At 61.6% G+C, this 20,985-nt stretch carries 21 protein-coding genes and 1 other RNA gene; 5 read left to right on the top strand and 17 right to left on the bottom strand.

Annotation, left to right across the window (positions count from 1 at the left end):
* On the top strand, positions 1-423 hold a 423-nt coding region (locus ACMLHZ_RS15220; protein ID WP_418668514.1), incomplete at its 5' end, for a hypothetical protein.
* On the opposite strand, the gene ACMLHZ_RS15215 is transcribed toward ACMLHZ_RS15220, so the two are convergent.
* The 6 genes from ACMLHZ_RS15215 to gdhA form a co-directional block, all read right to left on the bottom strand.
* Complete coding sequence (locus tag ACMLHZ_RS15215) at positions 388-1,062, bottom strand: sigma-70 family RNA polymerase sigma factor (RefSeq protein WP_418668513.1); 675 nt, start codon at positions 1,060-1,062, stop codon at positions 388-390. The genes ACMLHZ_RS15220 and ACMLHZ_RS15215 overlap by 36 nt on opposite strands.
* Positions 1,063-1,100: 38 nt before the next feature.
* Positions 1,101-1,535 carry an anti-sigma F factor gene (spoIIAB, locus tag ACMLHZ_RS15210; protein ID WP_177562140.1) on the bottom strand — a complete coding sequence of 145 codons (435 nt, stop codon included), beginning with the start codon at positions 1,533-1,535 and terminating at the stop codon, positions 1,101-1,103.
* 16 nt (positions 1,536-1,551) lie between these two features.
* Entirely contained in the window at positions 1,552-1,848 is a 297-nt protein-coding gene (locus ACMLHZ_RS15205) for an STAS domain-containing protein (protein WP_177562138.1), read from the bottom strand.
* 125 nt (positions 1,849-1,973) lie between these two features.
* Positions 1,974-3,233 carry a bifunctional folylpolyglutamate synthase/dihydrofolate synthase gene (locus ACMLHZ_RS15200; protein ID WP_418668512.1) on the bottom strand — a complete coding sequence of 420 codons (1,260 nt, stop codon included), beginning with the start codon at positions 3,231-3,233 and terminating at the stop codon, positions 1,974-1,976.
* Between the two features lie 6 nt (positions 3,234-3,239).
* Complete coding sequence (locus ACMLHZ_RS15195; protein ID WP_418668511.1) at positions 3,240-3,734, bottom strand: VanZ family protein; 495 nt, start codon at positions 3,732-3,734, stop codon at positions 3,240-3,242.
* 168 nt (positions 3,735-3,902) lie between these two features.
* A complete protein-coding gene (gene gdhA, locus ACMLHZ_RS15190; protein ID WP_418668510.1) occupies positions 3,903-5,252 on the bottom strand; it encodes an NADP-specific glutamate dehydrogenase in 1,350 nt (449 codons plus the stop codon).
* Between the two features lie 192 nt (positions 5,253-5,444).
* Here gdhA and rnpB point away from each other — a divergent pair.
* An RNA gene (gene rnpB, locus ACMLHZ_RS15185) (RNase P RNA component class A) lies at positions 5,445-5,782 on the top strand.
* A gap of 76 nt (positions 5,783-5,858) precedes the next feature.
* Here rnpB and ACMLHZ_RS15180 read toward each other — a convergent pair.
* From ACMLHZ_RS15180 to ACMLHZ_RS15170, 3 genes are all read right to left on the bottom strand, one after another.
* Positions 5,859-6,830: a signal peptidase I gene (locus ACMLHZ_RS15180; RefSeq protein ID WP_418668509.1), complete on the bottom strand. Its 972-nt coding sequence runs from the start codon at positions 6,828-6,830 to the stop codon at positions 5,859-5,861.
* A gap of 111 nt (positions 6,831-6,941) precedes the next feature.
* On the bottom strand, positions 6,942-7,469 hold the full coding sequence (locus tag ACMLHZ_RS15175) for a hypothetical protein (protein ID WP_418668508.1): 528 nt from the start codon (positions 7,467-7,469) through the stop codon (positions 6,942-6,944).
* A 128-nt stretch (positions 7,470-7,597) separates the two neighbouring features.
* The gene (locus ACMLHZ_RS15170) at positions 7,598-8,515 is read right to left on the bottom strand and encodes a LysR family transcriptional regulator (protein ID WP_418668507.1); all 918 of its coding nucleotides are present in this window, start codon (positions 8,513-8,515) and stop codon (positions 7,598-7,600) included.
* A gap of 377 nt (positions 8,516-8,892) precedes the next feature.
* On the opposite strand from ACMLHZ_RS15170, the gene ACMLHZ_RS15165 reads away from it, so the two are divergent.
* The 3 genes from ACMLHZ_RS15165 to ACMLHZ_RS15155 all read left to right on the top strand — a co-directional run bounded on the left by ACMLHZ_RS15165 (position 8,893) and on the right by ACMLHZ_RS15155 (position 10,111).
* Entirely contained in the window at positions 8,893-9,180 is a 288-nt protein-coding gene (locus ACMLHZ_RS15165; protein ID WP_418668506.1) for a hypothetical protein, read from the top strand.
* A 131-nt stretch (positions 9,181-9,311) separates the two neighbouring features.
* The gene (locus ACMLHZ_RS15160; protein WP_177562124.1) at positions 9,312-9,533 is read left to right on the top strand and encodes a YdbC family protein; all 222 of its coding nucleotides are present in this window, start codon (positions 9,312-9,314) and stop codon (positions 9,531-9,533) included.
* On the top strand, positions 9,533-10,111 hold the full coding sequence (locus tag ACMLHZ_RS15155) for a hydrolase (RefSeq protein WP_418668505.1): 579 nt from the start codon (positions 9,533-9,535) through the stop codon (positions 10,109-10,111). Before ACMLHZ_RS15160 ends, ACMLHZ_RS15155 begins: the two co-directional genes overlap by 1 nt.
* Before the next feature lie 120 nt (positions 10,112-10,231).
* On the opposite strand, the gene ACMLHZ_RS15150 is transcribed toward ACMLHZ_RS15155, so the two are convergent.
* From ACMLHZ_RS15150 to ACMLHZ_RS15115, 8 genes are all read right to left on the bottom strand, one after another.
* A complete protein-coding gene (locus ACMLHZ_RS15150) occupies positions 10,232-12,142 on the bottom strand; it encodes a hypothetical protein (protein ID WP_418668504.1) in 1,911 nt (636 codons plus the stop codon).
* 53 nt (positions 12,143-12,195) lie between these two features.
* On the bottom strand, positions 12,196-13,176 hold the full coding sequence (locus ACMLHZ_RS15145) for a hypothetical protein (RefSeq protein ID WP_418668503.1): 981 nt from the start codon (positions 13,174-13,176) through the stop codon (positions 12,196-12,198).
* Between the two features lie 41 nt (positions 13,177-13,217).
* Complete coding sequence (gene ftsZ / locus ACMLHZ_RS15140; protein WP_418668502.1) at positions 13,218-14,375, bottom strand: cell division protein FtsZ; 1,158 nt, start codon at positions 14,373-14,375, stop codon at positions 13,218-13,220.
* A 210-nt stretch (positions 14,376-14,585) separates the two neighbouring features.
* Positions 14,586-15,005, bottom strand: a complete 420-nt coding sequence (locus ACMLHZ_RS15135) for a DUF523 domain-containing protein (RefSeq protein WP_418668501.1) — start codon at positions 15,003-15,005, stop codon at positions 14,586-14,588.
* A 149-nt stretch (positions 15,006-15,154) separates the two neighbouring features.
* Complete coding sequence (gene murA / locus ACMLHZ_RS15130; RefSeq protein WP_418668500.1) at positions 15,155-16,417, bottom strand: UDP-N-acetylglucosamine 1-carboxyvinyltransferase; 1,263 nt, start codon at positions 16,415-16,417, stop codon at positions 15,155-15,157.
* Positions 16,418-16,586: 169 nt separating this feature from the next.
* Positions 16,587-17,681 (bottom strand): putative lipid II flippase FtsW, encoded by a 1,095-nt coding sequence (ftsW, locus tag ACMLHZ_RS15125; RefSeq protein WP_418668515.1) that lies wholly within the window; start codon positions 17,679-17,681, stop codon positions 16,587-16,589.
* A 181-nt stretch (positions 17,682-17,862) separates the two neighbouring features.
* Positions 17,863-20,106 carry a penicillin-binding transpeptidase domain-containing protein gene (locus ACMLHZ_RS15120; RefSeq protein ID WP_418668499.1) on the bottom strand — a complete coding sequence of 748 codons (2,244 nt, stop codon included), beginning with the start codon at positions 20,104-20,106 and terminating at the stop codon, positions 17,863-17,865.
* A 75-nt stretch (positions 20,107-20,181) separates the two neighbouring features.
* Positions 20,182-20,946, bottom strand: a complete 765-nt coding sequence (locus ACMLHZ_RS15115) for a hypothetical protein (RefSeq protein WP_418668498.1) — start codon at positions 20,944-20,946, stop codon at positions 20,182-20,184.
* Positions 20,947-20,985 lie beyond the last annotated feature (39 nt).

The following is a 20,985-nucleotide window of genomic DNA, read 5'->3' as shown; positions in this document are numbered from 1 at the left end:
CATCAGCTCCAAAAAGGGTTCCTTTCAAGCTTCGATATTGTTCAGTTTTCAAGGTCCTGCCGCATGCCCCGCTCCGGGGCAGCTTGTTTATTATATCTCGCCATCTTCCCTTTGTCAAGTGATTTTTTTGAGATTTTTACGCAAGCCCTTGCTGCGGGCCGCCGCTTTTGGCGGCTCAGTTATAATACCATACCCTGCCCGCAAAAGTCAACACGTTTTACCCTTTTTTCGCCCCAAAGTCGGTCTTTTGGTAATTTGCCCATTTGTGCGCAGCCTTTTTGTGGAAATTCCAGACCAATCGTCCGGGGCGCTTATACGAGCTGTAGTGTGCTGTTCCGGCAGTGCAAACCGGCATTACAATTTGTATTTTGGCGTTCTCCCAAAAATTTATTCCGTCAGCAGCTGCCCCCGCATATGTTTTAATATTTTGCGCTCCCTGCGCGAGATCTGCACCTGGGTGGTCCCCAGCACCTTCGCGGTTTCGCTCTGGGTCTTGCCCGAGAAAAAGCGCAAAAAGATCAGGGTCCGATCCTCGGGCGGCAGCCCCGCCAGCACCTCCTGCAGGCTGATGCGGTCGGCCAGTTCCTCCTCGGGCGATTCCACCGGGATGTCCAGCTCCCGCCCCCCGTCATCTTCGCTCACCGGCGTGAGCGACAGCGCCGGCTGGCTGGCCTGAATCGCCAGCGCCACCTGTTCCGGCCGCTCCCCCAGCAACTGGGCCAGCTGTCCCACGGTGGGTTCGGCCCCTGTGGCTTTCAGCAAACGCTCCCGCGCCGCTCCCACCTTCAGGCCCAGCTCCTTTACCGAGCGGCTCACCTTTACCGTGCCCCCGTCCCGGAACAGCTTTTTGATCTCGCCCAGAATCACTGGTACCGCATAGGTGGAAAACTGTACCCCCCGCTCCTCGTCAAACCCGTCGTAGGCCTTCACCAGGCCCATGCATCCGGCGGAATACAGGTCGTCGTACTCAATGCCTCTGCCCCGGAACCGCCCCGCGCAGGCGTGCACCAGCCCCAGATTGTTTTGTATAAATTCTTCCCGCGGGCCCAATTTGGTCGGCACGCGAACTCCCCCTCTCTTTATATATGTAAGAAGAGGGTTTACCCCCGGCTCGCAAGGCGCTTGCTCATCACCACGCGGGTCCCTTTTCCCGGGGCCGAAGTGACCCGCACCTTATCCATAAAGCTCTGCATCACCGCAAAACCCAGGCCCGCCCGCTCTTCCGGGTTGCCGGTGGTGAACATGGGCTGCATGGCCTTTTCCACATCGGGAATACCCACGCCCTTGTCCGCCACCGTGATGCGCACAAGGCCTTCGTCGTACAGCGCTACCGACAAATGCACAAGCCCCACCCCCTGCGGATAGGCGTGCACAATGCAGTTGGTCACCGCCTCGCTCACGGCGGTCTTCACATCCGCCAACTCCGGCACCGTCGGGTCGGCCTGGGCCAAAAAGGCGGCCAGCGCCCCCCGGGCAAACCCCTCGTTCACACTGCGGGAATAAAAGCTCAGCTTGACCATATTTTTTGCTTTCATGAAAACCATCCTTTCCTCACACGTATTTGACCCCTGCAATGTCCAGCAGCTTTTTCAGCTGCTCGGGCGCGTGCTGCACCATCAGCCGCCCTTCCAGCGCCGTCATCTGCTTTGCGCGCCCCAGGATCAGCCCCACCCCGCTGGAATCCATAAAACTCACGCCTCCAAAATCAAGCACGGTGGTGGCAGGGCCATGCTGCATGATCGCATTGTCGATCTCATCCCGCAGCAGGGTTGCCGAATGGTGATCGATCTCGCCCACAAGGTAAGCGCAAAGCATGTCCCCCGCGCTGGTAAAGGTCACTTTTGCCATTTGGTTCTGTTCCTCCTGTTCCCTGAATATATGTAAAATAAAAAACCCGTATTCCTGGCATTTACCAAGTATACGGGTTTTCCCTTGCATATTTTGCAGAATCAAGGCAGCCCCTTCTGCGTCTTTTACAGCCGGGCCAGCAGCGCCGGGCGCGCCTCGCCCGCAAGGTACAGCGAGCCGCACACCACCGCGCCCTGGGGCTGGGCCAGCGCCAGATCCAGCGCCTCTTCCAGGTTTGCCCGGGCGCTCACCTTTCCGGGGGGCAGCAGCGCCTGTGCCCGCTGTGCCAGCTCCTCTGCGCTCATTGCGCGGGGGCCGGGCGCACTCACCGTGTAAACGGCGCTGCACGCCGGCAGCAGTGCCCGCAAAAAGGCGTCCACCGCCTTGTCCGCCATCATGCCCAGCACCAGCACCGGCTTCATGTTGTGGTTCGCTTTCAGGGTGGCGGCCAGTACCGCCGCGCCCGAGGGGTTGTGGCAGCCGTCCAGCACCACCAATGGGGCCCGCCGCAGCACTTCGATCCGGGCGGGGAATTTTGCGCTTTCCAGCCCCGCCAGGATCGCCTCGTCCGAAATGGCGTATCCCTGCCGCCAAAGTGCCAGCGCAATCTCCACCGCCATCGCCGCATTGCAGGCCTGATGCGCGCCGGGCAGCGGCAGGCTCACCTGGTACCCGCCGTAGTCAAAGCGGTTTTCAAAGCTGCCGCTTTTTAAAAATGTAAAGTCCTCCGGGGCCGGCGCGATCAGGTCCGCCTTTTTCTTGATGCACTCGGCCGCGATCACCTGCAGCGCCTCTTTTTCCTGCACCGGGTAGGTCACCACCGTGCACCCGGGCTTAATAATCCCCGCCTTTTCGGCCGCGATCCGGGCAACGGTATCGCCCAGCAGCTCGGTGTGGTCCAGGTCGATCCGGGTAATGGCTGCCACCAGTGTATATTCCACCGCGTTGGTGGCGTCGAACCGGCCGCCCAGCCCGGTTTCCAGCACCGCCAGCTCGCATTGCTCCCGGCTGAACCAAAGCAGCGCCACCGCTGTCACCGCCTCAAATTGCACCGGCGGCTCGGGGCAGCGGGCAGCGGCCGCCCGCACCTCGCCTGCAAGCTGTTCCAGCGTTTCCTGCGGAATCATCTCGCCGTCGATCTGAAAGCGCTCGCGGAATTCCAGCACATAGGGCGACACGGTAAGCCCGGTCTTGTACCCGGCCCTGCACAAAATGTTCGCGGTAAGCGCCGCCACCGTTCCTTTGCCGTTCGTACCTGCGATCTGCACATACTTGCAGCTTTTCTGCGGCTCGCCAAGGGCCGCCAGCAGCGCGCGCATCCGATCCAGGCCCGGCTCTCCCGCAAGGCGCGGCAGGGCCTGTAGCCATTCCAGGGCAGTTTGCATGTCCTTTTACACCTCGTTTCTGTGAACAAAAAGGATATAACACATGCGGCAGAACATCAGGATCAGCAGCGCCGCAAACAGCCCGCACACCACGCCCCCAAAATCGATCAGCACATCCCTCACGCTGGAAGACCGCCCCGGCACATACAGCTGCACGGTTTCGTCCAGCACCGCCACCAGCAGCCCCACAAACAGCGGCCAGCTCACGTGCTTCACAAAATGGCGGGTGTAAACCCGCAGGCACAGCATAAACCAAAAGCCCACCAGCGCAAATTCGGCAAAGTGAGCCAGCTTGCGCACGGTGTGCAGGCTGAAGGGCCCCAGCCCCACCAGGCCCGCCGCCTTGTTGAGCACCTCGCGCACCTGTTCGCTGCGCGCGCCCGAAACCTGTGCGATCTCCAGCGAGTTCTGAAAAATGAACCACACGCTGCAAAGAAGGCACAGCGTAAACAGCGCCCGTGCCCCAATGGTAAAGGGGCCTGTCTTTTTTACTGTTTCCAAAATTTCTGTTTCCTTTCAGGGCAGCTTTGCACCGCCCCCCGCGGGGCAGGCGGCCGAACCGGCAAACGCGCACCCGCCGCTTTTTGGTTATTATATCACGCCTGTCAAACCCCGGCCGGCACGCAAAAAGCCTCCCCCGGCGGGGGAGGCTTTGCGGCAAAGCTTCGCTTAGTAGGCCACGCCCTGGGCGATCATGCTGTCGGCCACCTTGATGAAGCCGGCCACATTGGCGCCCACCATCAGGTTCCCGGCCATACCGCACTCCACCGAGGCGTCGTACGAGGCATGGAAAATCCCCTTCATGATGCCCTTGAGCCGCTCGTCCACCTCTTCAAAGCTCCAGGCAAGGCGCAGGCTGTTCTGGCTCATTTCCAGGCCCGAGGTCGCCACACCGCCCGCATTGGCCGCCTTTGCGGGGCCGTACAGCACGCCGCCGGCCAAAAGCGCCTCAATGGCTTCGGGGGTGCAGGGCATGTTTGCGCCCTCGCACACCACCTTGCAGCCGTTCTCCACCAGGGTTTTTGCCGCCTCTGCGTCCAGCTCGTTCTGGGTGGCGCAGGGCAGCGCAATATCGCAGGCAATGGTCCAGATGCCGCCGCAGCCCGGGGTGAACTTCGCGCCCGGGCGGGCCGCCGCATATTCGCTGATGCGGGCGCGGCGCACCTCCTTGATCTCCTTCATCAGGGCCAGGTCAATGCCGGCGGCATCGTGCACATACCCCGAGGAATCGCTCATAGCCACCACCTTGGCGCCCAGCTGCGCCGCCTTTTCGCAGGCGTAAATGGCCACGTTCCCGCTGCCGGAAACCACCACCGTCTTGCCCGCAAAGCCGTCGTCCTTCATGCAGGCCATGGCCTCCTGCGCAAAGTAGCACAGGCCGTAGCCGGTGGCCTCCTTGCGCACCAGGCTGCCCCCCCACTGCAGGCCCTTGCCGGTCAGCACGCCGGTCACCTCGTTGCGCAGCCGTTTGTACTGGCCGTACATATACCCGATCTCCCGCGCGCCTACCCCAATATCGCCGGCGGGCACATCCGTGAACTGGCCGATGTGCTTTTCCAGCTCGGTCATAAAGCTCTGGCAAAAGCGCATGATCTCCGCGTCGCTCTTGCCCTTGGGGTCAAAGTCCGAGCCGCCCTTGCCGCCGCCCATGGGCAGGCCGGTCAGGCTGTTCTTAAAGGTCTGTTCAAAGCCTAAAAACTTAATGACCGACGCATTCACGCTGGGGTGCAGCCGCAGGCCGCCCTTGTAGGGGCCGATGGCGCTGTTATACTGCACCCGGTAGCCACGGTTCACCTGCACCCTGCCCGCGTCGTCCACCCACGACACCCGGAACTGGATAAACCGCTCCGGCTCCACCAGGCGCTCCAACACGCCGTTTTTCTCGTACTCCGGGTGCTTTTCCACCAGGGGCTGCAAGCTTTCCAGCACCTCGCGCACCGCCTGCAAAAACTCCGGCTGCTCGGGGTCCCGCCGCTCTGCCTGGGCATAGACCCGGCTCAGATACTCGTTCTTGAACATAGTCGTTGCTCCCTTCACTTATTTCTTCCCTATACTTTCCACTGTGGCACTTTAGTTGCCTACAGTGCATATTATAAAACCTGCGTCCCCCTATTGCAAGAAAAAATTGGGGTTTTGGCCCGCACCCGGCACAAAAAACAGGTTTTTGCTTGCGTGCGGAGGGCCGGATGTGATACAATGGCAAACGGAAAACGAGTGGAACATACGGCAGCGGGGCGGCAGTGCGTCCGCCCTGAGGAAAGTCCGGGCTTCACAGGGGAATGGTAACTGCTAACGGCAGCCGGGGGCGACCCCAGGGATAGTGCAACAGAAATAGACCGCCGCAGCTTGCGGCAAGGATGGAAAGGCGAGGTAAGAGCTCACCAGCGCACTGGCGACTTTGCGGCTATGTAAACCCTACCAGAAGCAACACCCGTATGGGGCATACAGCGCGCCCCGCGCGCCCCGGAGGTGGCATGAGCCCTGCGGCAACGCAGGGCCAAGATAGATTGCCGTTTAATACAGAACCCGGCTTACGGTCCGGTCGTTTTCCCGCAAAAAGGGCGCTTCCACACGGAAGCGCCCTTTTTGTCTGCCTCTGTTTTTTGCCCGGTGCCCGGCCGCCCTTTACCCCACCGCGGCGCACTCCGCCGCCGGCTGCGGCTCGCGGCGCACCTTCACCGCGTAGCTGGCCGCCAGCGGGTCGGCCTTCCACTCGGCGCAAAATGCCCGGCGCCCGGCGGGTTCCAGCGCGCCGCCCGCCAGCAGCACCTCGCCCGTGCCCACCTGCCGGCCGCGTCCGTCCAGCAGGCGCACCTCCAGCAAAAGCGCTTCCAGCGGCGCGTCGCCCGTGTTTTCCACCTCGCCGGAAAAGCGCACGGTGCCGGGGGTAACGCGCTCCAGCGCGGCGCCGTGCAGCCGCACGCTGCGGCTGGCCTCCTGCACGGCGGGTCCCTTTTTCCTTTTAGGCCTGGCGTGCCTGCGCTCCCGCCTTTTTCCCCTGGGCTCAGGCCCCGTTCCCGGCGTTGCAGGCCCGGCAACGCCGGGCCGCAACTGCGCGGCCTGCAGCTGCTCGGTCAGATCCATGTTTTTCAGCATCAGCTTATACACTGCCAAAATCAGCCCCACGATCACGAACATCGAAAGCGCGTTCGAGCTGATTAAAAAGGCCTGTATCTTGCCGAGATACGGGATGTGCAGCACATACGTGCCGATCAGGTCCTCCCGGTAGGTGGCGTAATCGTCGTACCGGTCAGCGTTTTCGCCCTGGGTATAAAACCGCACCCGGCCGGTTTCGTCCGGCTTTACCTCCCGCAAATAGTGGGTCAGCACGATCTCCTCACCCAGCCGGTCGGCCCGGAACGTAAGGATTTGCCCGGGCTGTGGGGTCTCCCCCTCTCTTAAACAGCGGGTCAGCACCACCGATGTGGTGGGGATGGTGGGCTCCATGCTGCCGGTCACCACCGTGTAAAAGCGGTACCCCACCACCGCCGTGGTCTCCTCCGGCCACACCCTCATGCACACCGAATAGCCAAGGGCAAGGCAAACAAACAGCCCGAACAGGCTGTTCAGCGCGATCTTTACCGCTTTTTTTGCCATACCGCACCCCCGCTGGTGTGTGTTTCAGGGAAAGTCAGCAAAAAGTACCATCCGCAGGGATGGTACTTTTTGTATCCATTCTAAACTCTGGTTTTAAGCCATTTTTATCTGTCAGGAAGCAGAAGCAACCGCAGTCAACGTAGCGGTCACTTCAACGGTCAACGCAGTAGTGCCATCTTTCAGATAGCCTTTACCAGCATCTTCCATCGCTGCTTCGGTCGGTGTCAACTCAACCGTATATGTATTGGTTGCCTCAACGTTCTTATCCGTATTATCGGCAACAGGATTCGAACCCTCTTTCACTACAATAGTAAAATCACTGGTTACCGAAGTACCGTCTGCTTTTTTGACCTCTGGCGCTAACGTCAAATTCGCTGTTTTGCCGTCTGGCATTCCAGCCAAATCAGCTTTGACCGTTATTCCCTCACTCGTATAGGTAGGAGCCGTGTCACCCAACTCAGTGCGCGTAGATGTACTATAAGTAGCTCCACCTTCAGCGCTGATCGTGACGGGTTTTGCCATCGTCACAGTACCTGTAGCCGTCGCAGTAGTAACATCCCACTTTGCAAACGACATCGCGGCGGTGGAGGTTACGGCGGCTGCCATGGCCAGGGTCAGCAAAAATTTCGCTTTTCTCATCTTTATAGAACTCCCTTTTTCAGCGGCGTTCGCCGCGTTATTCGTTGGTTCTATTATATGTCCCCCCGGCCAAAAAAGCGAATGCCTGGTTTTCATAGCTCAGTTATACATATTCCGCATAACCGATATCACATAAATCCGTAGTTTTTTCGCAGCAAGTCCAAAAAGCACAGCGCCTCGGCCGACAAAAGCTCCTTTTTCCGTTTGACCCAGAACAGCGACACCGCAATGTCCACCCCTTCCAGCGGCAGGGTCGCCACACTGCCCTTCCGCAGCTCGTCCGCCTGCCACCGGTTACCGAAGATAAACGCGTCGGTGTGCTTGAGCATATTGATCATAGCGTGGTAGTTGTTGATGGTGATGGTGCGCTTGAAGTCGCTCAGCTGTACTCCGTCCATCTGGTTCATATAATTCAGGTTGGCAAAATAATCGTAGGGCAGGTGCATGTACACACAGTCCAGCATGTCCCGGGGGGCGATCTCCTTTTGGGCGGCCAGCGGGTGGTCGGCCGAAAGGTGCACGCACAGCGGGCACTCGGCAAGCAGCTCCAGCTCCAGCTCCTTGATCTCCAAAAGCCGCCGGATCGCCTGAAGCTGCAGGGAATTGGCGGTGATCACCCCGATCTCGCTGCGCAGGCTGGCCACATTCAGAACGGCCTCCTCCTGGGTGGTTTCCAGCAGGATCAGCTCCGCGTGGGCGGCGCTCAGGGCCGTGCGGTACTGCAGCATCATGTCGTCCTTCAGGATCAGCTTTGCCACCGACACCGAAAGCCGGCTGCGCGTGTCCTCCTGGCGGTCCGCCCGCAGCTTTTCAATGGCTTCCAGCTGCCCCACCACCGACTTGGCATAGTAGTAAAACCGCTCGCCCAGCGTGGTCAGGCTCACCCCGTGGTTGGTGCGCTCCAGCACCGCAAAGCCCAGCTCCCGTTCCAGGGCCTGGATCGCCCGGCTCAGGGTAGGCTGCGACACATACAGCTTTTCCGCCGCCCGGTTGATGCTTTTTTCCTCCGCGATCTCCACCAGATACCGCAGTGTCCGCAGCTCCATTGCGCTCCCCCTCATAAAGCTTTTTTCCAAAAGGAGTCCCTTTTGGAAAAAGAATGGGTACCCATTCTTTGGTTTTGCCCCGCCGTGGCGATCCCCTGAACACAAAGCGGCCAGGCGAATGTCCGTGGCCGGCAGCCCCTGACAAACTGTTTTTGCGGTTATTATACCATAAGCGCGCAGCGCGCATGGTATAATTGGCGACTTCGCCGGTTGCCGCCCCCGGCGGCGAGGCGAACGCCCTTTAAATAGGCTATAATAACCGTTTTGCGGTTATTATACCATACCCGCGCGTTTGCGTCCCCCCATTTCCAGTATTTCGGCAGATTGCACGCATATTTGCGCCCAAACCGTGCAACTTACCCTTGGAGGTGTTTTTTATGAGTAGCCTGCACGATTTTGTGCACCACGAGCTGGGCGCGCTGCCCGGCCCGGTGCCCGAACCGCACGAACCCCGGCAGAAAAGCGCTTACAAACAAAAAGGCCACCGGCCTGCCGGGCGCATCGCCCCCAATGGCCGTGCCGACGACGCCCGCATGAACGGCACGCTGAAAGGCGATCTGTTCTATACCCAGGACGAAGCCGTCCCTACCCCCGAGGGCTGGGTCGAGAACGACCGCACCGTCGATCACAAGCTCATCAGCAAGGAGATGTTCCCCCAGGGCTAAGCCCGAATTTGTGCAAGTTTTGCGTTATGGCTTGCAATCTCTCTTTCGTTCCATTAAAATAGAAACCGACGGCGTTCCCCTTGCAGGGCGCGGCGCCCAAGTTTTGTAGTATGGAAGAGAGGGACACTGCCATGGCAGAATTCAAGTACGAAGTCACTGAACGGATCGCGGTGCTGAGCCAAAGCGCCAACGGCTGGGAGCGCCAGCTGAATATGGTCAGCTGGAACGAGCGCGAGCCAAAATATGATATCCGCGACTGGTCGCCGGACGGCTCCAAAATGGGCAAGGGCATCAGCCTCACGCACGACGAGATGGCCATTTTAAAGGGCATCCTGGACGATTTGGAGCTGTGATGGACTACCGGGAAGAATTTTGTGAGATCTGGGCCCGCGAGGTCACCCGCCCCGGGGCCGACAAGCTGCTGGAGTGGCTGGGCACCACCGATTTTTTCCGCGCGCCTGCCTCCACACGCTTTCACGGCGCCTGCGAGAGCGGCCTTGTGATGCACAGCCTGAACGTGTACCACGCCCTGATGGACCGCTATTTCGAAGAGGGCGACAGCCCCGAAAGCATGGCTGTCTGCGGGCTGCTGCACGATCTGTGCAAGGCAAACTACTACAAGCCCGGCACCCGCAATGTGAAAAACGAGGCCACCGGCCAGTGGGAAAAGGTCGCCGTGTTCAATGTGGAGGACCAGTTCCCCTACGGCCACGGTGAAAAAAGCGTCTACCTGATCGAGCGCTTTCTTCGCCTCAAGCCCGCCGAGGCCGTGGCCATCCGCTGGCACATGGGCGGCTTCGACGACGCTGCCCGCGGCGGCTGCCGCGCCATCAGCGAAGCCTACGACGCCTATCCCCTGGCGGTAAAGCTGCATCTGGCCGACCTGACCGCCACCTATCTGATGGAAAAGGGCACCGGCCTGCACCGGTAAAAAAACCAAACGGGTCTGTATGAAAGCCAGCTTTCATACAGACCCGTTTTTTATTGTGTTCAAACTGTTGCCAGTGTGCTTTTTGTCCCTGCTTTTTCTCAAATGCTCTTCTTCAAACGCTCATTGCCAGGGGATTCCATGCTCCATTGCATACCCTTGGGCGGTTTGGCTGAACAAATCCGGCCACCGCTCATCATAATCCTCAAAAAGGCTCAGCAGAAAAGCAAGCTCCTCCTCATCGGCCGGCTGGATGCGTTCATACGCAGTAAATGTCACCCCCGTCGGGAACGGGAATTCCTTTATTTTGCGATAATGTTGCGATAAAGGGTTCTCCTTCTTCATCGCCTCATTCACGCGTTGTATCAACTCTGTCGCCCCCGGTTTATCCGGCACAAAAAACAGCTTTGCATCGCAAATTGGGGTGGGCAGGCCGTGTGTGGAAGGTACGCTCAGCTCATACACAATGGTCCCTTCCAGATCGTCAGGCTCACGGCTTGCCGAAAACACCTGCGCCGCATATTCTCCTCCGGCATTGATGTATGCCGTTTCCCCGGGGGCGCAGTTCTCCAAAATCCAGTCTACCATTTGGTCAATCTGTGCCAAATCGGTCCTTCGCGTGGTGTCAAGCGCCACATTCCCCATCAGCCCGCCCATGGTCACCGCCCCCCCGGCGGGAAGCGCGGCGGCAAAGTTTGCGGCCAATACCACCCCGCACGCACCGGAACACAGCCTTGCCATCGCTTTTTTGTGCATGGCGCCTGCAAGAGCAAAGCTCCCAAACAGGAAAAACAGGTATGTCGGGATCAAAATCAGGCTTTGGTGGTACCCCAACGACTGAATTCGGGTAAACAGCAGCATCCCGCCCAGCCACGCCCCGCACATGACCAGCGCCATCGCCCGCAGCTCTTTTTTGACCAGGCAGTAAACCACTCCCGCTGCAATCAAAAGGAGGAACGCCCAGCCAAGATAGCCGATCTGGCTGTGAACGTTTTCCCAAAAACCCCCGCCGTAAAACGCGCCGTAGCGGTCGGCGTAATCATAGGAAAAAATATTTTTGAATGTCAGGCACAGCGGCGCCAGAATGCCCACCGCGGAACAAATGCCAAAAACAGCAATGTTTTTAAAAACGCGCCAAAAATCCTTTCCGGCCAGGATAAGCGCCATCAGCGCATAGCAGCAATAATAAGCAACCACGAAATACATATACCACCGGCGGGTAAGGATAAGGCAGAACGTGGCGATAAAAATGCAGATCAGCCGCAGCGGTTCCACGCTTTCAAAGCGATACCCCACCGTAACAAGCAAAATAAGCCCCACAAACACAAGCCCAAAGGCGTCCGGCATCCCATGGGTCAGGGGATGCATTAAAAATGGCCACGCGGCTAAAAGCAGCCCACACACCCCATAATAGAGCTTCCAATGGCACACCCCGCACAGCTTGCCCAGCTTTTTCGCCACCAAAAGCCACACATAATAAATCGGCAGAATGCAGGTGAAAAAGTAGCTCATCATGAACGCGTTCACCGTGCGGGTCGTAAATACAAACGGCACCGCGATAAACATGTTCATGAACATCTTGTAGTCGCCCATCAGCAGGCTTTCCGCCAAAACGCGCATCGCATAAAAGCCGTTGTTGGAAAACGTTGCCGCCATGGTGATTTGCTTTTTATAGTAGTTGATATAGTCGTAGTAATACACGATTTCACGCCAATAAATCAGCGCGGCAAAAAGGATCAATCCCACAACCGCCGCCGCTGCAAACGCGCGATAAAGAGATTTCTCCTTTTCCTGTTGGGGAAAAGCAACTTTTTCTGCTTTAGCGATCAGGCAAACCAAACCTGCCTGAACCAATAAGGCCAGCCAAATCATCAGCACCGTTCCGCCATAGGCCACCAACAGGCCCGAAATGCAAACGGCGCAGAACCCTGCCGCCGCCCCTGCCAGCAGTTTTTCAAATCTGCCGCAATTTTCCCAGGCCCTTTTCAGCGCATCGGCAAAGGGCCCGCCCCACCACCGGAGCTTCTCTTTCATCCTCTTTCCCACCTTTTGTCAAAAGAGCAAGGGGGGCTTCCCCCCTTGCTCTTTCACCTTGAATCTTCGCTTTTTTCTTTCAGCACCCGGTCCAGCAGCTCCAGCAGGCCGTCGCTCAACGTGCGGCGGCGGGCCGGGCGGTGTGCGCCCGAAGCGGCGCGCCGCCGCTCCGGCTCCTGCGTCGGGGTTTCCTTTTTGGGCGCTTCGCACCGGGGAAACTGTTCCACCTGCGCGCCCAGCTGCTCCAGGCTTCCCTCGGTTTCTCCCAGCGCGGCATAGATTCCCCTGGTGGCATTTTGCAGCTGCTGGGCGGCCTGGGCGATCTTCCGGTCCACCTCGTCCAACTGGCTGCGCAGCAGCAGCACCGAGTCCGCGATCTGCTGCGCGCCCTGCTGCAGCTCCTGCTTTTCCCTGCGCGCCTGCTCAGCCAGGTGGGCCTTGCCCAGCTCCACTTCGCGCTGCGCAGCCTGCTGCTCGCTCTCCAGCTGCCGCGCGTACCTGGCCCGCTCTTCTTCCAGCCTGCCGGCCTGCTCGGCCCGCTCGCGTTCCAGCTCCTCCTGTCGCTGGGCGGCCTGTTGCCGCTCCTGCGCTCTTGCCTGTTCGGCCTGCTGCGCCTGGGTGCGGGCCGCCTCGATCTCCTGCTGGCGGGTGGCAAGCAGCTCGGTCAGGCGCTGGTTGTCGCTTTTCAGCACCACCGCTTCCTGTTCCTTGGTGAACAGGCGGTTTTTGTATGTATTGGCCGTTTCCTCCAAATGCAGAAGCTGTTCGGCCAGGGCCCTGGCGCGCGTTTCGGCGTCAACGGCCCGCTTTTCCTCCCCGGTGAGCTTGTCGCACACCTCGCGGGTTTTTTCCATCAGCAGATCGTTGTCTGCCCTCAGCCCGTCCAGCTCTTTTTGCAGCTGGGCGGCCTTTTGCTCGTGTTCCTGCTGCTCGGCCAGCGACTTGGCGGCCAGCTCGTCCACATAGGCCAGCACGTCCGCCTTTTTAAAGCCCATGAGCGAGGTTTTGAACTCCCCCGGCTTGCCCTCCGGCATGCGCGCGGCCTCCTTTCCATAATGGGTTCAAGCGGCTGCCCTTACTTGCCGCGCTTGTTCAGCAGACCCATGATCTGGTCAAAATAATCCTTGTCGTCGTCCTCATCGTCCAGCGGGGCCGGTGCAGGCGCGGCAGATACCCCGGGGGCGGCTGCGTCGCTGCTGAACACCGGGGTGGGGATGGTGTGCGGCTGCACGGGCACGCCTGCGCCTGCCGCCGGTGCGGCCGAAGCCCCGTTCGGGGCGTTCTCAAAGCCGGTGGCCACCACAGTCACATGCATCTCGTCCGACAAATTCTCGTCGAACGCGGTACCCCAGATGATGTTCGCATCCGGGTGGGCCGACTGGGTGATCAGGCTGGACGCCTGCTCCACCTCTTCCAGGCCGATGTCCGGCGAGGAGGTGATGTTGATAATCACGCCCCTTGCCCCTGCGATCGAGGTTTCCAGCAGCGGGCTGGAAATGGCGGCCTTTGCCGCGTTCTCCGCCTTGCCCGCACCCTTGGCGCTGCCCACACCCATATGGGCGTAGCCGGCGTCCTTCATGATGCTGCGCACGTCGGCAAAATCCAGGTTGATGAAGGCGGGGATATTAATCAGGCTGGAAATGCTCTCCACGCCCTGGCGCAGCACATTGTCCGCCGCCTCGAACGCGTTCATCAGGGTGATCTTTTCCTGGCTGATGAGCTTCAGCCGCTCGTTGGGGATCACGATCAGGCTGTCCACATGCATCAGCAGGGCCGCGATGCCCTGCTCCGCCAGATTCATCTTGCGGCGGCCCTCGAAGGCAAAGGGCTTGGTCACAATGCCCACGGTCAGAATGCCCAGGTCGTGGGCGACCTCGGCCACCACCGGGGCGGCGCCGGTGCCGGTGCCGCCGCCCATACCGGCGGTGATAAACGCCATCTGCGCCCCTTTCAGGGCGCTGGCGATCTCGTCCTTGCTCTCCTCTGCGGCGCGCTGGCCGATCTCGGGATCCGCCCCCGCGCCACGGCCCTTGGTAAGCTTGGCGCCCAGCTGCACCTTTTGGGTGGCGCGGCTGTTCAGCAGGGCCTGCTGGTCGGTATTCATGGCAACAAACTCCACACCCTGAAGCCCGGCCGCAACCATGCGGTTCACCGCATTCCCGCCGCCGCCGCCCACGCCGATCACCTTAATATTCGTAATATTCTGCATCTCTTCATCGAGAATGAAAGCCATCTTAAAACTTCCCCCTACGTGTTTTATATCCTTGGTTTTGTGTTCAGGGCATAGGTCTGCCACTATATATAAATAAAGCTATTATTAGAATAACAGACTGGGACCACAAATTCAAGGGGCGCAAGCCATACATTTTTCAGTTTTTTGCGGTCTTTTTGTCACCTTTCATGTGCCCTCTTTGGCCTTGTCCGGGCGGCAAAACCACCCCGGTCAGGGCAGCTCCTCCGCATCCAGCACCGTGTATCCTGCATCCAGCAGCGCCTGGGCAAAAACGCCCCGCCCCTTTACCAGGCGGCCTGTAAAACTGCCGTCATACACCTGGTTCACGCCGCAGGTCGGGCTGCGGGGCTGCAGCACCGCCAGATCGATCCCCATTTTCTTTGCCTGCTCCAGGGCAAGCCGGGCCCCCCGCCGGTATTCCTCATCCACATTGCGGCCCTGCTCGTCCACCACCACCCCCGCCGCCAGCTCGGCGCAGGGCCGTGGGGTGGGCATACCGGCCAAAAGCTCGGGGCATATCTCCACCGTTTCGTGCCCTTCCACAAACGCCCTTACCCGGGGCGAGGCGCTGTTTGTCCCGTTGTACCTGCAATTTTTTCCCAAAAGGCACGCGCTGATCAATATCCGCATCCTCTGCCCCCTCTCCGGCCCCTCGCCTTCTTCGCAGGCACGGTGTTGGGCCCTTTCAGATAAGTATACCACAGTTTTTCCCGGCGGCAAGAACGCCCTCCTCCGCAAGGCGGCGGCCCGGCTCATCGCCGGGCCGCCGCCCCTCAACCCTATTCCTGGCACAGGCGCACCTGCGCCCCCAGGTTTGCCAGTGTCCCCGCCAGGTCACCGTATCCCCTGCGGATGTGTTCCACCCCGTAGACCTTTGTTTCGCCCTGGGCGGCCAAAGCCGCCACCACAAGCGCGGCTCCGCCCCGCAGATCCTTTGCCTCCACCCGTGCCGGGCCCAGCGCGCGCACCCCCTCGATCTCCAGCGCGCGGCCCGCGCGGGCGGTTTTTGCCCCCAGCGCGTTGAACCCCTCGGCGCAGGCAAACCGGTTCTCAAACACCGTGTCCTCCACCGCGCTGCGGCCCACCGCGGTAAGCAGCGCCGCCGCCACCACCGGCGCCGCGTCGGTGGAAAAGGCGGGGTACACCCCGGTGTACACCCGGCCCACCCCGCGCAGCCAGCCGACCCGCCGCACCGTCACCGCGTTCGCCGCGGGCTCCACCCGGCAGCCCGCGCGGCGCAGAATTTCCAGCGTGGGGGCAAGCGCCTCAAGCTGGCAGTTCTGAATGCGCACCCAGCCGCCCGCGCTGGCCGCGGCGGCCGCCAGCGTGGCCGCCACAATCCGGTCTGGAATGGGCGTGTGCACCGCCCCCCGCAGCTCCCTCACCCCCTGTACCCGGATCATGGGGCTGCCCGCCCCCTCGATGCGCGCGCCGCACCTCTGCAAAAACGCCGCCAGGTCCACGACCTCCGGCTCCATGGCGGCGCCCCGCAGCACGGTCTCCCCCTTCGCCAGCACCGCCGCCATCAGCAGGGTTTCGGTGGCGCCCACGCTGGGCAGGCGCAGGGTATAATCTGCGCCGGTGAGGCCCCAGGGGGCACTCACGGTCAGGGTTTCCCCGCGCCAGTCCACCCGTGCGCCCATTTTGTCCAACCCGTCCAGGTGGATGTCGATGGGGCGCGGCCCCAGCTTGCAGCCGCCGGGCATGGGCATCCGTACCCTGCCGCACCGGTGAATGGCCGGCGCCAGATAGAACACCGAGCTTCGCATCGCTCGGGCCGGGCCTTCCGGCAGCACGCCCGGCGCCTCGGTGCAGCGGCGCACCGCAAGCCCTCTGCCCCGCCACTGGTATTCGCATCCCAGCGCACTCAGGATCACCAGGCTCTGCTGCACATCCGCAAGCCTGGGCACCTGGGTAAAAAAGCTTTCGCCCTCGCACAGCAGCGCCGCCGCCAGCAAGGGAAGTACACTGTTTTTCGCCGCGGGCACCCGCGCCGTGCCCTCCAAGGGCCGCCCGCCCCGCACCAGGAGATACTCCCCCACAAAAATCGCCCCCTACACAAACATTGAGAAGATAGCCCAATGTATGTTTCAGAGGCGTTTTTTGTGAAAATTGATTGCTTTCCCCTATAAAATCGCTGAAAACCGCCGTCTGCAGCGGCTGGCCCCCATGCCCCGGGCGGCGTTTTCGGCGGCCTTTTTCTGCGCCCCGCTAATATTTTTCCTGCACCGCCTGCCGGCTCACCGAAAGCACGATCCCCATCTCTCCCAGCAGCATCATCAGGCTGGTGCCGCCCGACGAAAAGAACGGCAGGCTGATGCCGGTGTTTGGGATGGTGTTGGTCACCACCGCGATGTTCAGCACCGCCTGCAGCACCACCTGCACCGTAAAGCCCACCGTCAGCAGCGCGCCAAATTTATCCGGCGCCTTCAGCGCGATGGAAATCCCCCGCAGCAGCAGCAGCATGAACAAAAGGATCACCAGGCACGCGCCCACAAACCCCAGCTCCTCGCACACGATGGAAAAGATAAAATCGTTCTGCGGCTCCGGCACGTACAGGTATTTCTGGCGGCTGTTGCCAAGGCCCAGCCCCGTGGCTCCCCCTGAACCAATGGCATACAGGCTCTGAATGGTCTGGTGTCCGTCGCCCAGCGGGTCCGCGAAGGGGTCCAGCCAGCTGTTCAGCCGGTCCGCGGCGTAGGGCACAAGGTCGGGCAGAAAGATCAGGGCCGCGGCCACCGCGGCCACGCCGCCCCCTGCCGCCATGCCGAACCAGCGCAGGCCTGTTCCCCCCACAAACATCAGGATCGCCCCAATGCCGAAGATCAGCAGCGTGCCCGAAAGGTGCGGTTCCAGCAGCATCAGCACCGCCAGCACCCCCAGGATCACCGCAAAGGGCACTACTCCCACCGAGAACTTTTTCATCTTCTGGTGGTTCAGCGAAATGATATGGCTGAACACCAGGATCACCGAAAATTTTGCGATCTCGCTGGGCTGCAGGGTGCCCAGGCCCGGCAGCACGATCCAGCGCTTGCAGCCGTTGTATTCCGGCATAAAAAGCACCAGCACCAGCAGCACCACCGAGACCCCCAGCATGGGCCAGGCCAGCTTATGATAGATGTGATAATCCACCCGGCTGGCAGCATACATGGCCGCAATGCCAATGGCTGCAAACAGCAGCTGGGGCCGGATAAACGCATAGCCGTTGCCCCGCCGGTACATGGCCACTGCGTAGCTTGCGCTGAACAGCATCACCAGGCCAAAGGCCACCAGCGCCAGCACCAGCACCAAAAACGGAAGGTCCAGCGGGGGCTGATCGCCGCTCAGCAGCCTTGCCAGCCTTCCCGCCGCCTTGGGGGCGGCGGCCGCGCCTCCGGCCGCCCGCGGCCCGCCCGCCGGGACGTGCGCCTTCCTTTTTCTTCTGAACGCCACAGGCGTTCCCCCTTTCCCCTCATATCCTTATCAGTGTGCGCAATGCGGGGGCCGCTTAATCCGGGATCATCAGCACATCCTCGTCCGCCGGCACCGTGTAGTCATAAAATGTCACCGTTACCAGCGCGCCCTGGGGCAGCCGCTCCCCCTCGGGGCTGCTCTGGGCCACCGCCACCGCCCCCTCCATATTGGCAGGGCCCTCGGCCTTGATATTCAGCCCCGCTGCATGCAGCAGGCTGGTGGCCTCGGCCAGTGTCATGCCGGTGGCCGCCGGCACCGTGGTCACGGCCTGTTCCAGCCCCTCCTCGCTGTAAAGCAGCACGGTGGAACCGCGGGTCAGGCTCTCTCCCTCGGCGGGGTACTGGCTCACCACCAGGCCGCCCCCGCCCACCACCTTGGCGGCAAAGCCGCTGTCCTGCAGCTCGGCTGCGGCGGCCTCCAGCGTGCGGCCCACCTCGCCCGGCACCTGCGCCTCCAGGCGCTGCTGTTCCTCCGGGGTATACTGGCGCTGCACGCCGTAATATTGCAGCGTGTCCTCAATCACCTGGGCCGCCACCGGGGCGGCCAGCGCGCCGCCCGAGGTGGTAAAGCTGTGGGGTTCGTCCAACGCGATCAGCACCGCGATCTTGGGGTCGTCGGCCGGGGCAATGCCCACAAAGCTGGCAATGCGGGCCTCGGCGTTCTCCGAGTCCAGCTTTTGGCTGGTGCCGGTCTTGCCGCCCACCCGGTAGCCCGCCACATAGGCGTTCTTGCCGCTGCCGCCGTTCACCACCCCCTCCATCAGTTCGCACATGGTGGCGCTGGTCTCGGGCCGGATGACCTGCCGCTTCACGGTGGGCTCCATCTCGCTCACCACCCGGCCGTCCGCGTCGGTGATCTTTTCCACGATATAGGGCTGCATCAGCTTTCCCCCGTTCACAATGGCAGACACGGCGGTGATCATCTGAATGGGGGTGATCTTGCTGGACTGGCCAAAAGCGCAGCTTGCCAGCTCCACCGGGCCCATGCGGTCCGCGGTGTAAAACTCGCTCTTTTTGGGTTCTGCGGGCAGGTCGATGCCCGTGGCGCCCTGCAGCCCAAAGGCCGCGAAGTAGTCGCAGAAGCCGTCCTTGCCCAGCCGCTGCCCGATCTGGATAAAGCTCTGGTTGCAGCTGTTGGCAAGGGCCTGGGCCACGGTCTGGCTGCCGTGGCTGCGGTGGTTCGCGCAGTGAAAGGGGATGCCCGCCACCAGGTAAGCCCCGCCGCAGTGGAACGAGCTGGAAGGGGTCACCGCGCCCGCGTCCAGCGCAGCCGAACAGGTAATCAGCTTGAACACCGAGCCCGGCTCGTACAGATCGCTCACGGCCTTGTTGCGCCACTGGGTCTGCTGGGCCAGCTGCAAAGCGGCCTTGCGCTCCTCACCCTCCAGCGCGTCCACCTGGGCGCGCACGTTCGCGTCCGCGATCACCCGGGGCTCGTTGGGGTCGTAGTCCGGCTTTGTTGCGATCGCCAGAATCCGGCCGGTGTCCACCTCCATCACAATCCCAATGGCCCGGGCCGCCACGTTGTGCTCCTTCACCGCATAGTCCAGGTATTTTTCCAGGTAGTGCTGCACGCTGGACTCAATGGTGAGCTGCAAGCTGTTGCCCTGCACCGGCGCAATGTAGGTGTCATAGTCGGTGGGCATATCGTAGCCCCAGGCGTTCTTCGCGCTCAGCACCCGCCCGTCCGTGCCCTTTAAAAAGCTGTTGTATTTCAGTTCGATTCCCGCCAGGCCGTCGTTGTCCACATTCGTGAACCCCAAAAGCGAAGCGGCAAAATCCCCCTGCGGGTACCAGCGCTTGGTATCCTCCAGCAGCACGATTCCCTGCCAGCCGCCCTCCACGCAGGCCTGGCGCACCGCATCCGCCTTTTCCTTGGGGGCGCGCCGCAGGATGAGCTTGTCGTTGCTTTTTCGGTCGTTCAGCTTTGCGAACACATCCTCATAGTCCAGCTCCAGGATCTCGGCCAGCGCACGGCTGGCCGGTTCCACATGTTCGTCCGCCATCTCCCGGGGCAGCGCCCGGATGGTCCAGCAGGTGGCCGATACCGCCAGCGCTTCGCCCGCCGCGTCCAGAATGTCCCCCCGGGGGGCCGGCACCACACTGTCGCGCAGCTGCTGGCCGCTGGCCCTGCCCGCGTAAAAATCGTATTCCGTGACCTGCAGCTGCCACAGCCGCAAAATCAGGACCCCAAAGCAGACCAGTGCGAAAAATCCCGCCACCAGGCGGGTGCGCACCTTCATGCCCCGGTCCTGTGCGGCGCGGGGTGTTTTTTGCATAAAAATCCCCCTTCCCGCTTCATTACTATGAAGGGAAAGGGGGATGATATGTTGAAAGATGTGTGAAATACCGGTTCAGCGCCTTTTGAAAAGCAGCGCCGCGGCCACGCACGCCGCCGCCAGCACAGCCAGGGCCGCCGGCGCCGAGCGGGTCAAAAGCAGCACCGCAGCGCCCAGCGCCGCACACAGGCCGAAGCCCCAGCCGTGCCGCGTTTGCCCCTCTTCCCGCTGCCGGGTCGGGCCTTCCCGCGCCGGGTCAGGCTGCCGCTGCCCTACCGTGTTTTCCGGCAGCGCGCCGCCGGGCTCCTCCAGCGGCGGCGGCTCGTTGCGCCAGGCCTGTTCCTCCGGGGTCAGCGGCCGTTCCGGTTCTTCCCGCCGCTCCTGTGCCGCCGGGGTGCCGGGGGGCACCGCCTGCTCTGCGCCGCCGGGGGCGGCCTGCGCTGCGGAAAAATCGAACTGCTGGCCACTCTCCTGCTCGCCCCGGCCAAGGCTCAGCTCGGCCCCGCGGGCGCGTTTTTGCTCCTGCTGATACTCCTCCAGCGCCTCCTGCTCGGCAGCGCGGGCCGCCTCGCGCGCGCGCTGCGCCGCAGCCGCCCGCCCCTCTCCGGCGGCGGGCGTTCCGGCCGCGGCGCGCACAGGGGCCTTCTCCTCTCTCAGCGCCGCCGCTCTGCCGGCGTTGCGCCGCGCATACTGCATCGCCGCGTCAAACGCCTTGTGCAGCGCGTCAAACCCCTCCGGGTCTTCCTCCGGGTGGCAGGTTTTGGTTTTCTCCGCATAGGCATGGCGAATGGCCGTTTTATCCGTGGTCGGCCCAATCCCCAGCAGTGACCAAAAGCTCATGATTCTTCATCCTCATCGAAAAAATCCTCGCCGAAGCTG

The organism is Allofournierella sp., from assembly GCF_048388525.1.
Taxonomy (GTDB): domain Bacteria; phylum Bacillota; class Clostridia; order Oscillospirales; family Ruminococcaceae; genus BQOK01.
Note: the sequence above shows the minus strand (reverse complement) of the source record. Positions and strands in the feature narration are given on the sequence as shown.